Consider the following 12,348-nt stretch of genomic DNA (forward strand, 5'->3'; position numbering starts at 1 on the left):
TTGTACCGGGTTACATTACGTAACCCGGTTATTCCGTGGTGACGCCTCAGAAGAAGAAGGTGATGTCGCCGTTGATATAAGAATAGTCGTCTCCGGTGCGAAATTCCGACGTGACTTTGTTTAAAGAAAGAGAAAATGCGACGGGAGAATAGCCGATGGTGGCACCGACGCGATATTCATCCACGGTTTTATTAATATCCACCGTTTCCATTTTTGTTTGCAGCGTTTTCCCCTGTAACGTGTAGTTTTTATCAACTTCCCTGCGCTCAACGCCAGCAAATACCTTATAGATCAATCTCTCTTTTTGAGTGTGTATTAACCCTCGGCGGGACAGTAACCCAAACCCATTATCAGAGTTGAAGGTCTTATCATTTCCCAGCGCAACGGTTGCGCCGTACCCTAAATACTGGAAGAGATTGCCGCCGACAGCAGAGACTTCTGGATAGAAGCCCACATTGACGCCCAGAATATCAATAGCTGGCGTAAGGGACACCATTCCTTTGGCCGTATAACCATAACGGTTTTCAATTTGATCCTGCCAGGCAGGGTATTTTTCTGCGCCTATTATTCGATGCGCCCGATTCTGAACCTCCTGACCACCTGCGTCAGGACCAATAACGCCGATATCGGTACCTAAACGATAACGTAACCAATTGGTGGCTAATGAATTCCACTCCAGTCCGGTATGAAGAAAGGCGCTGAACGCGCGGTCGCCTTTGACGGCTTCAGGCTTTCTCTTGTTAGCGCCTGATGGAGAATAAATATCTTGCGCGATATGAAAAGAGAGTTGACTGGCGTCAGTGAGATCGTGGCTGTAGCCTAAAAAGAGCCCGGCAGTATAATCACCCCGGTCTGCAGCCTTGTGCCCATAAAGGGCATTTAAGGATGGTTGAAATATACCTGCATCATCATTCGCCACTGAAATAGCAAGGCTACTGGCATTGGCCATTGTGGTCGTACTGAGTATGGCGGCAATCATCGTTGCGCAATAGCTGTATTTGTTCACTTTTTACCCCTGAATATGAAAGTGAATACTCTTATTTTTACAAAGTAATAAGCACAGCAGCATGATGCGCAGTGCTTATTAAACCTTTAAATATAACTAAACTCCTGCCAGCAGCGAGTCATTGAGAGGATACGTTGCCTTAATGTTGAAAAATGGTGTTGAAAAAAATGCGTCAGATATTATTGAATATCCATTTTTCATTCGCTATCTGAGTGCGAGAAATTATTGGCTTCACGATTATGCATATAATACGATGTTTTTTGGTATCAACATGAATATCACGTTGTATTCTTTTGAGCTCATTTTCTATGATGACTTCGATGTTTATCTGTTATTAATTTTTACCGTGATAGTGTTGTCTTTAATGATGAGAGTATCTAACGGCTGGTAGGGTAATATAACCAAATTATTACTATCTGAATTATTAGGGCAGTTATTATTAAGGAAGCAAAAGTGAATAAGACCATTAATCTGCTAAAATTACTGCCCGTAGTATTATTAAGCGCATGTACTACATCGTATCCTCCCCAGGATACAACATCGGCACCCGAGTTACCCCATCGTAACGTACTCGTTCAACAACCTGATAACTGTAGCGTTGGCTGTCCTCAAGGAGGAAGTCAACAAACAATCTATCGCCATGTCTATACGCTCAATAATAATAGCGCCACGAAATTTGCCAACTGGGTTGCCTATAGCGTGACAAAAACCAGCCAGGCAAGCGGTCGCCCGCGGAACTGGGCGCAGGACCCCGATTTACCGCCCTCGGATACGTTGGCCCCTTCCGCCTATAAAAATGCCCATACGCTATTAAAAGTCGATAGGGGACACCAGGCGCCGTTGGCAGGATTGGGCGGCGTATCGGACTGGCCGTCGTTAAATTATTTATCGAATATTACGCCGCAGAAATCCGCCCTGAATCAGGGAGCATGGGCTGCACTGGAAAACCGGGTGCGCGAACTTGCCAAACAGGCTGATGTATCTGTAGTGCACGTAGTGACCGGCCCCCTTTTTGAGCGGCATATCGCCACATTGCCAGAAGATGCGACGGTAGAAATTCCCAGCGGGTACTGGAAGGTTTTATTCACCGGAACGGCGCCGTCAAAAAGTGAAGGAAATTACGCTGCGTTTATTATGGATCAGAATACGCCCCGTTCGGCGAATTTTTGCGACTATCAGGTTACCGTGGACGCTATCGAACATAAAACGAAGCCAGTGCTGACGCTGTGGTCTGCCTTGCCTGAAGCGGTAGCCAGCGAGGTGAAAACAACAAAGGGGAGTCTGGCGCAGAAGTTAGGTTGTCGATGAGAAGCGCTATACGGCGCGTAGAAAGATAACGGAGAAATCCTGTCAAGGGTCTTGATTTGCTACAGAGTGATGCCATCTCCCTTTTTTTAGTGTTACCATCGTCATGCCGGACGAAAATAGCGATTTTCGTCTGTGTCGAAGGTTGTGCGCCAATTTAGCAATGGTTGGCTAGATGGATACACAACTCACTGTCAATAAATTCATTTTCTCTTTGTATGTGATCTTGCGTATGGGTCACCACTGCAAATAAGGATATAACATGCCTGTTATTACTCTTCCTGATGGCAGCCAACGCCATTATGACCACCCTGTAAGCCCGATGGATGTTGCTCTGGACATTGGTCCTGGCCTGGCGAAAGCCACCATTGCGGGCCGTGTGAATGGCGAGCTGGTTGATGCTTCCGATCTGATTGAAAATGATGCGACGCTTTCCATCATCACCGCAAAAGATGAAGAGGGTCTGGAGATCATTCGTCACTCTTGCGCGCATCTGTTAGGTCACGCTATCAAGCAACTTTGGCCGCACACGAAAATGGCGATCGGCCCGGTTGTCGACAACGGTTTTTACTATGACGTTGATCTTGACCGCACGCTAACTCAGGAAGATGTCGAAGCGCTCGAAAAGCGGATGCATGAGCTCGCCGAGAAAAATTACGACGTTATCAAGAAGAAAGTCAGCTGGCACGAAGCGCGTGAAACCTTCGTGAAGCGTGGTGAAAGCTACAAAGTTTCCATTCTTGATGAAAACATTGCCCATGATGATAAGCCAGGCTTGTACCATCATGAAGAATATGTCGACATGTGTCGTGGTCCGCACGTGCCGAATATGCGTTTCTGCCATCACTTTAAACTGATGAAAACTGCTGGCGCATACTGGCGCGGTGACAGCAATAATAAGATGTTGCAGCGTATTTACGGTACGGCATGGGCAGATAAAAAAGCCCTGAACGCTTATCTGCAGCGCCTGGAAGAGGCCGCAAAACGCGACCACCGTAAAATTGGTAAGCAGCTCGACCTGTATCATATGCAGGAAGAAGCGCCGGGCATGGTGTTCTGGCATAACGACGGCTGGACTATCTTCCGCGAGCTGGAGGTCTTTGTTCGTTCTAAACTCAAAGAGTACCAGTATCAAGAAGTTAAAGGCCCGTTCATGATGGACCGTGTGCTGTGGGAAAAAACCGGGCACTGGGACAACTATAAAGATGCGATGTTCACCACATCCTCAGAAAACCGCGAATATTGCATCAAGCCGATGAACTGCCCGGGCCACGTTCAGATCTTTAACCAGGGTCTGAAATCCTATCGTGATTTGCCGCTGCGTATGGCGGAATTCGGTAGCTGCCACCGTAACGAGCCATCAGGCGCGCTGCATGGTCTGATGCGCGTACGCGGCTTTACGCAGGATGATGCGCATATCTTCTGCACCGAAGAGCAGATCCGCGATGAAGTTAACGCTTGTATTCGTATGGTCTACGATATGTACAGCACCTTTGGCTTCGAGAAGATCGTCGTCAAGCTTTCCACTCGTCCTGACAAGCGTATCGGCAGCGATGAGATGTGGGATCGTGCTGAGGCGGATCTGGCGGTTGCGCTGGAAGAAAATAATATCCCGTTTGAGTATCAACTGGGTGAAGGCGCATTCTACGGTCCGAAAATTGAATTTACCTTATATGACTGCCTCGATCGTGCATGGCAGTGCGGTACAGTACAGCTGGACTTCTCCTTACCGTCTCGTCTGAGCGCCTCCTATGTAGGTGAAGACAACGAGCGTAAGGTGCCGGTAATGATTCACCGTGCGATTCTTGGGTCGATGGAACGCTTCATCGGTATCCTGACCGAAGAGTTCGCTGGTTTCTTCCCGACATGGCTCGCGCCTGTTCAGGTAGTCGTGATGAATATTACCGATTCGCAGTCTGAATACGTTAACGAATTGACGCAGAAACTACAAAATGCGGGCATTCGTGTAAAAGCAGACTTGAGAAATGAGAAGATTGGCTTTAAAATCCGCGAGCACACTTTACGTCGTGTCCCTTATATGTTGGTCTGTGGTGATAAAGAGGTGGAAGCAGGCAAAGTTGCCGTTCGCACCCGCCGCGGTAAAGACCTGGGCAGTCTGGACGTAAATGACGTGATTGAGAAGCTGCAACAAGAGATTCGCAGCCGCAGTCTTCAACAACTGGAGGAATAAAGTATTAAAGGCGGAAAACGAGTTCAAACGGCGCGTCCGAATCGTATTAATAGCGAAATTCGCGCGCAAGAAGTTCGCTTAACAGGTCTGGAAGGCGAGCAGCTTGGTATTGTGAGTCTGAGAGAAGCTCTGGAAAAAGCTGAAGAAGCCGGAGTAGACTTAGTCGAAATCAGCCCTAACGCCGAGCCGCCGGTTTGTCGTATAATGGATTACGGCAAATTCCTCTATGAAAAGAGTAAGTCTTCTAAGGAACAGAAGAAAAAGCAAAAAGTTATCCAGGTGAAGGAAATTAAATTCCGTCCTGGGACAGATGAAGGCGACTATCAGGTAAAACTCCGCAGCCTGATTCGCTTTCTCGAAGAGGGCGATAAGGCCAAAATCACGCTCCGTTTCCGCGGTCGTGAAATGGCCCACCAGCAAATCGGTATGGAAGTGCTTAATCGCGTGAAAGACGATTTGCAAGAACTGGCAGTGGTCGAATCCTTCCCAACGAAGATCGAAGGCCGTCAGATGATCATGGTGCTTGCTCCTAAGAAGAAACAGTAAGGCCTTCAAGTAACAATTCTGTGAAGCCTTCGGGCTTCACAGGTTTTGTTCGCCTATGTTTCGTTTATTAACAATGCGAAGTGGAAGTTATTAAAATGCCAAAAATTAAGACCGTACGCGGTGCTGCTAAGCGCTTCAAAAAAACCGGTAAAGGTGGTTTTAAGCACAAGCACGCTAACCTGCGTCACATTCTGACCAAAAAAGCGACTAAACGTAAACGTCACCTGCGTCCGAAAGCCATGGTTTCTAAAGGCGATCTGGGCCTGGTTATCGCGTGCCTGCCGTACGCATAAGCCGTTAACGTTTTTAACTTTTTAATTAGAATAGATACAGGAGAGCACATATGGCTCGCGTAAAACGTGGTGTAATTGCACGCGCACGTCACAAGAAAATTTTGAAACAAGCCAAAGGCTACTACGGTGCGCGTTCTCGCGTATACCGCGTTGCCTTCCAGGCAGTTATCAAAGCTGGTCAGTATGCTTACCGTGACCGTCGTCAACGTAAGCGTCAGTTCCGTCAACTGTGGATTGCGCGTATCAACGCAGCAGCACGTCAGAACGGTATTTCTTACAGCAAATTCATCAACGGCCTGAAAAAAGCCTCTGTTGAAATCGACCGTAAGATCCTGGCTGATATCGCCGTATTCGACAAAGTCGCGTTCACCGCGCTGGTTGAAAAAGCGAAAGCAGCTCTGGCATAAGCCAGTGAAAAGAGGGAGCCTGGCTCCCTCTCTTTTATTTACTGTTCAGTGAGTTGACAATTGACCTGTAACCCTTTTCAATAAAGGATATTCGGTTTTACCACATAAGGTAACGCAAGCATGAACGCTGCTATTTTCCGTTTCTTTTTTTACTTTAGCACCTGATCCCAGGAGGCTAGCGCGTGAAAAACGAAACGAAAAACAGCGCAAAAAAGCCTCCTGATGGAGGCTTTTTTTGTATCTGAAATCGAGAGATTACGTCCAATGAACCGGTGTCTTCACCGACACAATGAGGAAAACCATGTCACATCTCGCAGAGCTGGTTGCCAATGCAGCGGCCGCCATTAACCAGGCGTCAGATGTTGCCGCGTTAGACAATGTACGCGTCGAATATTTGGGCAAGAAAGGGCATTTAACCCTTCAGATGACGACCCTACGCGATCTGCCGCCGGAAGAGCGTCCGGCAGCCGGGGCAGTCATTAACGCCGCGAAAGAGCAGGTACAACAGGCTCTTAACGCGCGTAAAGCCGAGCTGGAAAGCGCAGCGCTTAACGCCCGTCTGGCCGCTGAAACCATCGATATCTCCCTGCCGGGGCGCCGTATTGAGAACGGCGGTCTGCATCCGGTCACTCGTACCATTGACCGTATTGAAAGTTTCTTCGGCGAGCTTGGTTTTACCGTGGCGACTGGCCCGGAAATCGAAGATGACTACCATAACTTCGATGCGTTAAACATTCCGGGTCATCATCCGGCCCGCGCCGATCATGATACCTTCTGGTTTGACGCGACCCGTCTGCTGCGGACCCAGACGTCTGGCGTCCAGATCCGGACGATGAAAGCGCAGCAACCGCCGATCCGTATTATTGCGCCGGGCCGTGTATACCGTAATGACTACGACCAGACGCATACTCCGATGTTCCATCAGATGGAAGGTCTGATTGTTGATACCAACATCAGCTTCACCAACCTCAAAGGTACGCTGCACGACTTCCTGCGTAATTTCTTTGAGGAGGATCTGCAGATTCGCTTCCGTCCTTCTTATTTTCCGTTTACCGAACCTTCTGCGGAAGTGGATGTGATGGGTAAAAACGGCAAATGGCTGGAAGTGCTGGGCTGCGGGATGGTGCATCCGAATGTGCTGCGTAATGTCGGTATCGATCCGGAAATCTACTCTGGCTTCGCTTTTGGTATGGGGATGGAACGTCTGACCATGTTGCGTTACGGCGTCACCGACCTGCGTTCATTCTTCGAAAACGATCTGCGTTTCCTCAAACAGTTTAAATAAAGGCAGGATAAAACAATGAAATTCAGCGAACTGTGGTTACGCGAGTGGGTTAACCCGGCAATTGATAGCGATGCGTTGGCTAACCAGATTACGATGGCTGGCCTGGAAGTAGACGGCGTTGAGCCGGTCGCGGGAAGCTTCAATGGCGTTGTGGTTGGGGAAGTGGTTGAGTGCGCCCAGCATCCGAACGCTGACAAATTGCGTGTAACGAAAGTCAACGTTGGCGGAGAACGCCTGTTGGATATCGTCTGCGGCGCGCCAAACTGTCGTCAGGGGCTGAAAGTAGCGGTGGCCACCATTGGCGCTATTCTGCCGGGCGATTTCAAAATTAAAGCGGCAAAACTGCGCGGCGAACCGTCTGAAGGGATGCTGTGCTCCTTCTCCGAACTGGGGATTTCCGACGATCACAGCGGCATTATCGAACTGCCGGCGGATGCGCCGCTGGGTACCGATATCCGTGAATACCTGAAGCTCGACGACAATACCATCGAAATTAGCGTCACGCCAAACCGTGCGGATTGCTTAGGTATCATCGGCGTTGCGCGTGATGTGGCGGTACTGAACAAAGCGCCGCTCCAGGAGCCTGAAATGGCGCCGGTTGCGGCAACCATCAGCGATACGCTGCCGATTACGGTAGAGGCCGCTGATGCGTGTCCACGCTATCTTGGCCGGGTGGTAAAAGGCATCAATGTTAACGCGCCGACGCCGCTGTGGATGAAAGAGAAACTGCGTCGCTGCGGTATTCGCTCCATCGATGCGGTGGTTGACGTCACCAACTATGTGTTGCTCGAACTGGGTCAGCCAATGCATGCTTTCGATAAAGATCGCATTGATGGCGGTATTGTCGTGCGGATGGCAAAAGAGGGTGAAACCGTCGTCCTGCTGGACGGTAGCGAAGCGACGTTAAATGCGGACACGCTGGTGATCGCCGATCACCATAAGGCGCTGGGGATAGCCGGTATTTTTGGCGGCGAACATTCCGGCGTGAACGGCGAAACGCAAAATGTGCTGCTGGAGTGTGCGTATTTTAATCCGCTGTCTATCACCGGTCGCGCTCGCCGCCACGGTCTGCATACCGATGCGTCTCACCGCTACGAGCGCGGGGTAGACCCGGCGCTGCAATATAAAGCGATAGAGCGCGCTACTCGTCTGCTTCTTGATATCTGTGGCGGTGATGCGGGTCCGATAATTGATGTGAGCAACGAAGCAACGTTGCCGAAACGCGCCACCATTACGCTGCGTCGCAGTAAACTGGATCGCCTGATCGGGCATCATATTGCGGATGAGCAGGTCAGTGATATTCTGCGTCGTCTGGGCTGTGAAGTGACCGAAGGGCAGGACGAGTGGAAAGCCGTGGCGCCGACCTGGCGTTTCGATATGGAAATTGAAGAAGATCTGGTGGAAGAGGTGGCCCGCGTTTACGGTTATAACAATATTCCGGACGAGCCAATCCAGGCCGGTTTAATCATGGGGACGCACCGTGAAGCCGATCTGTCGTTGAAGCGGGTTAAAACCATGCTGAACGACAAAGGCTATCAGGAAGTGATTACCTATAGCTTTGTCGATCCTAAAGTACAACAACTTATCCATCCAGGCGCAGAAGCGCTGCTGCTGCCAAACCCTATCTCCGTTGAGATGTCGGCGATGCGTCTGTCTCTGTGGAGCGGATTGCTGACGACGGTGGTCTATAACCAAAACCGCCAGCAGAATCGCGTGCGTATTTTTGAAACCGGTTTACGTTTCGTTCCGGATACACAAGCCAATCTGGGTATTCGACAGGATCTGATGCTGGCTGGCGTGATTTGCGGCAACCGCTATGATGAGCATTGGAACCTGGCAAAAGAGACCGTTGATTTCTATGATTTGAAAGGCGATCTGGAAGCGGTATTGGATTTAACCGGCAAACTGGGTGATATCCAGTTTAAGGCGGAGATGAATCCGGCTCTGCATCCGGGACAGTCTGCGGCGATTTATCTGAAAGATGAACGTATTGGTTTTATTGGGGTTGTTCACCCTGAACTGGAACGTAAACTGGATCTGAATGGTCGTACGCTGGTGTTTGAACTGGAATGGAATAAGCTCGCAGACCGTATCGTGCCGCAGGCGCGGGAGATTTCACGCTTCCCGGCCAACCGTCGCGATATTGCGGTTGTTGTTGCAGAAAACGTTCCCGCAGCGGATATTTTATCCGAATGTAAGAAAGTTGGCGTAAATCAGGTAGTTGGCGTAAACTTATTTGACGTGTACCGCGGTAAGGGTGTTGCGGAGGGTTATAAGAGCCTCGCTATCAGCCTGATCCTTCAGGATACCAACCGTACACTCGAAGAAGAGGAGATTGCCGCTACCGTCGCCAAATGTGTAGAGGCATTAAAAGAGCGATTCCAGGCATCATTGAGGGATTGAACCTATGGCGCTTACAAAAGCTGAAATGTCAGAATATCTGTTTGATAAGCTTGGGCTTAGCAAGCGGGATGCCAAAGAACTGGTTGAACTGTTTTTCGAAGAGATCCGTCGTGCTCTGGAAAACGGTGAGCAGGTGAAACTCTCTGGTTTTGGTAACTTCGATCTGCGTGATAAAAATCAACGTCCGGGGCGTAACCCGAAAACGGGTGAAGATATTCCTATTACAGCACGGCGCGTGGTGACCTTCAGACCCGGGCAGAAGTTAAAGAGCCGGGTCGAGAACGCTTCGCCCAAAGAAGAGTAATCAGATCCAGGCATAACATCCATCAGGGTGTATTGCGGCAGATACGCTGCCATCCCGAAAGTAGATCAGCGGGATGACAGCGTATCTGTTAGCCTGAAAGATGACTCGTATAACTAAAAAGGCCGCATTGCGGCCTTTTTTCTTTCAAGTAAAGGATACCCACCGTAAAATCACGCTACCTCTTTTCAGCTGAATGGATAACATGCTGACTTTTGCCCGCCAACAACAGCGACGAAACGTTCGCTGGCTTCTGAGCCTGTCACTGCTGGTGCTACTGGCTACATTTCTGAGCTTATGCGCAGGCGAACAGTGGATTGCCCCCGGTGACTGGTTAAGCGCCCGGGGAGAACTGTTTGTCTGGCAAATTCGTCTTCCCCGCACGCTTGCGGTATTGCTGGTTGGCGCTGCGCTGGCGCTATCGGGCGCTGTGATGCAGGCGCTGTTTGAAAACCCACTTGCTGAACCGGGCCTGCTCGGCGTTTCGAATGGGGCCGGTGTTGGGCTTATTGCCGCCGTCTTACTGGGGCAGGGGCAACTGCCTGGATGGGCGCTGGGACTGTGCGCTATAGCCGGCGCGCTCATTATTACGTTAATCCTGCTGCGTTTTGCGCGCCGCCATCTCTCTACCAGCCGCTTGTTGTTGGCGGGCGTCGCGCTGGGCATTATCTGTAGCGCGCTGATGACGTGGGCTATCTATTTTTCCACCTCTTTCGATCTGCGGCAATTAATGTACTGGATGATGGGAGGATTCGGCGGCGTTGACTGGCAGCAGAGCTGGCTAATGATTGCGCTCATCCCGGTACTGATCTGGATATGTTGCCAGTCGCAACCGCTGAATATGCTGGCGCTAGGGGAAACCTCGGCGCGGCAGCTTGGCCTGCCGCTGTGGTTCTGGCGCAATTTGTTGGTCGTCGCCACCGGCTGGATGGTGGGCGTCAGCGTGGCGATGGCGGGGGCGATTGGTTTTATCGGTCTGGTTATTCCGCACATCCTGCGCTTATGTGGTTTAACCGATCACCGGGTTTTACTTCCCGGCTGCGCGCTGGCCGGGGCTATCGCTCTGCTATTGGCTGATGTGGTCGCCCGACTGGCGCTGGCGTCGGCTGAACTGCCTATCGGGGTGGTCACCGCCACATTGGGGGCGCCAGTGTTTATCTGGCTGCTGCTCAAATCCGCGCGTTAGCGCATCGGTAAACAACTGCTTTCATCATTCGCAGTCTATGATTAAAGGCTAACGATGAAACCCGCTATTCTACCGACATCAGGGAGACACCATGCAAAACTCGCTTCTTAATACTCACGTTACGACGATTGATGGAGAGGTCACTACACTTGAAAAATACGCCGGAAAAGTGCTGCTCATTGTAAATGTCGCCTCCAGATGTGGCCTGACGCCGCAATATGAACAGCTGGAAAATATCCAGAAGGCGTGGGCAGATCAGGGGTTTGTCGTGTTGGGTTTTCCCTGCAACCAGTTTATGGGGCAGGAGCCAGGCAGCGAAGAGGAGATTAAAACCTATTGTGCCAGCACCTGGGGCGTCACGTTCCCGATGTTCAGTAAAATTGATGTGAATGGCGACGCGCGCCATCCGCTGTATCAAAAACTGATAGCCGCTGCGCCAACGGCAGTCGCGCCGGAGAAGAGCGGCTTTTACGAACGGATGGTAAGCAAAGGGCGTACGCCACTCTATCCGGATGATATTCTGTGGAATTTTGAAAAATTTTTGGTAGGCCGGGATGGTCAGGTAGTACAGCGTTTTTCGCCGGATATGACGCCTGAAGATCCTATTGTGATGGAAAGCATAAAAATCGCGTTGGCAAAATAATGTCTCAATTGATGCAATTAAAGGATGTCGCCGAGAGCACCCGACTGGGGCCGCTTTCCGGCGAAGTAAGCGCAGGAGAGATCCTTCATCTTGTCGGGCCGAACGGCGCCGGGAAAAGCACGCTACTGGCGCGTATGGCGGGGTTAACCTCAGGCGAGGGGAGCATCAGGTTTGGCGGAGCGCCGCTGGAGGCATGGGCGACGGCAACGCTTGCCCAACACCGCGCTTATCTTGCGCAACAGCAAAATCCGCCGTTCGCCATGCCGGTCTGGCATTATCTGACATTGCATCAACCGGATAAAACGCGAACCGGGCAGCTTAACGAGGTAGCCGATATGCTTGGATTGGGCGACAAACTGGGGCGAAGCGTGAATCAGCTTTCCGGTGGCGAGTGGCAGCGCGTTCGCCTTGCTGCCGTTGTACTACAAATTCATCCCGACGCTAATCCGGTCGGTCAATTATTGCTGCTTGATGAGCCGATGAACAGTCTCGATGTTGCGCAACAAAACGCTTTGGATCGGGTATTACATCATTTGTGTCAGGCAGGAATCGCGATTGTGATGAGTAGCCACGATCTGAACCACACGCTGCGCCATGCGCATAAAGCCTGGTTACTAAAGCGCGGTAAACTCATTGCCTGCGGCCGCCGGGAAGAGGTGCTCACCCCCTCTTATCTGGCGCAAGCCTACGGTCTGCGCTTTCGACGACTCGACGTTGAGGGGCATCCAATGCTCATTTCGGCCACTTAAGTAAAATCGTTTCTTGAAAAGCAGGTAATTTCG

The 12,348-nt window shown here is 50.7% G+C and carries 13 protein-coding genes, 1 pseudogene and 1 other annotated feature; of the genes and pseudogenes, 13 read left to right on the plus strand and 1 reads right to left on the minus strand.

Translation table 11 applies throughout. The features are described 5' to 3' along the window. Nucleotides 1-46: 46 nt before the first annotated feature. Nucleotides 47-1,006 (minus strand): lipid A deacylase LpxR family protein, encoded by a 960-nt coding sequence (locus tag ACLJRH_RS12150; RefSeq protein ID WP_001046435.1) that lies wholly within the window; start codon nt 1,004-1,006, stop codon nt 47-49. Nucleotides 1,007-1,148: 142 nt separating this feature from the next. On the opposite strand from ACLJRH_RS12150, the pseudogene ACLJRH_RS12155 reads away from it, so the two are divergent. The 13 genes and pseudogenes from ACLJRH_RS12155 to btuD all read left to right on the plus strand — a co-directional run bounded on the left by ACLJRH_RS12155 (nt 1,149) and on the right by btuD (nt 12,315). After that, a pseudogene (locus ACLJRH_RS12155) lies at nt 1,149-1,463 on the plus strand (hypothetical protein). Then, nucleotides 1,460-2,314, plus strand: a complete 855-nt coding sequence (locus ACLJRH_RS12160) for a DNA/RNA non-specific endonuclease (protein ID WP_001044092.1) — start codon at nt 1,460-1,462, stop codon at nt 2,312-2,314. Before ACLJRH_RS12155 ends, ACLJRH_RS12160 begins: the two are co-directional and overlap by 4 nt. 259 nt (nt 2,315-2,573) lie before the next feature. Then, nucleotides 2,574-4,502 (plus strand): threonine--tRNA ligase, encoded by a 1,929-nt coding sequence (thrS, locus tag ACLJRH_RS12165; RefSeq protein ID WP_001144226.1) that lies wholly within the window; start codon nt 2,574-2,576, stop codon nt 4,500-4,502. Between the two features lie 3 nt (nt 4,503-4,505). Continuing rightward, the gene (infC, locus tag ACLJRH_RS12170) at nt 4,506-5,048 is read left to right on the plus strand and encodes a translation initiation factor IF-3 (RefSeq protein WP_001574431.1); all 543 of its coding nucleotides are present in this window, start codon (nt 4,506-4,508) and stop codon (nt 5,046-5,048) included. Nucleotides 5,049-5,143: 95 nt separating this feature from the next. Beyond that, nucleotides 5,144-5,341: a 50S ribosomal protein L35 gene (gene rpmI / locus ACLJRH_RS12175; protein WP_001124225.1), complete on the plus strand. Its 198-nt coding sequence runs from the start codon at nt 5,144-5,146 to the stop codon at nt 5,339-5,341. Between the two features lie 50 nt (nt 5,342-5,391). Further along, a complete protein-coding gene (rplT, locus tag ACLJRH_RS12180) occupies nt 5,392-5,748 on the plus strand; it encodes a 50S ribosomal protein L20 (RefSeq protein ID WP_000124850.1) in 357 nt (118 codons plus the stop codon). Nucleotides 5,749-5,863: 115 nt separating this feature from the next. Beyond that, nucleotides 5,864-5,987 (plus strand) — a sequence feature (Phe leader region). Continuing rightward, the gene (pheM, locus tag ACLJRH_RS12185; protein ID WP_001386830.1) at nt 5,869-5,913 is read left to right on the plus strand and encodes a pheST operon leader peptide PheM; all 45 of its coding nucleotides are present in this window, start codon (nt 5,869-5,871) and stop codon (nt 5,911-5,913) included. It overlaps the preceding feature by 45 nt. Before the next feature lie 62 nt (nt 5,988-6,049). Beyond that, complete coding sequence (pheS, locus tag ACLJRH_RS12190; protein WP_000018570.1) at nt 6,050-7,033, plus strand: phenylalanine--tRNA ligase subunit alpha; 984 nt, start codon at nt 6,050-6,052, stop codon at nt 7,031-7,033. 15 nt (nt 7,034-7,048) lie between these two features. Next, nucleotides 7,049-9,436 carry a phenylalanine--tRNA ligase subunit beta gene (gene pheT, locus ACLJRH_RS12195; RefSeq protein WP_000672395.1) on the plus strand — a complete coding sequence of 796 codons (2,388 nt, stop codon included), beginning with the start codon at nt 7,049-7,051 and terminating at the stop codon, nt 9,434-9,436. Between the two features lie 4 nt (nt 9,437-9,440). Then, nucleotides 9,441-9,740 carry an integration host factor subunit alpha gene (ihfA, locus tag ACLJRH_RS12200; protein WP_001229266.1) on the plus strand — a complete coding sequence of 100 codons (300 nt, stop codon included), beginning with the start codon at nt 9,441-9,443 and terminating at the stop codon, nt 9,738-9,740. Nucleotides 9,741-9,942: 202 nt separating this feature from the next. Continuing rightward, a complete protein-coding gene (gene btuC / locus ACLJRH_RS12205) occupies nt 9,943-10,923 on the plus strand; it encodes a vitamin B12 ABC transporter permease BtuC (protein WP_000954977.1) in 981 nt (326 codons plus the stop codon). 91 nt (nt 10,924-11,014) lie between these two features. Continuing rightward, entirely contained in the window at nt 11,015-11,566 is a 552-nt protein-coding gene (locus ACLJRH_RS12210) for a glutathione peroxidase (protein WP_001181565.1), read from the plus strand. Continuing rightward, nucleotides 11,566-12,315 (plus strand): vitamin B12 ABC transporter ATP-binding protein BtuD, encoded by a 750-nt coding sequence (btuD, locus tag ACLJRH_RS12215; protein ID WP_000080607.1) that lies wholly within the window; start codon nt 11,566-11,568, stop codon nt 12,313-12,315. Before ACLJRH_RS12210 ends, btuD begins: the two co-directional genes overlap by 1 nt. The last annotated feature ends 33 nt before the right edge of the window (nt 12,316-12,348 follow it).

Source organism: Salmonella sp. SAL04162 (genome assembly GCF_046551535.1).
Lineage (GTDB): Bacteria > Pseudomonadota > Gammaproteobacteria > Enterobacterales > Enterobacteriaceae > Salmonella > Salmonella enterica.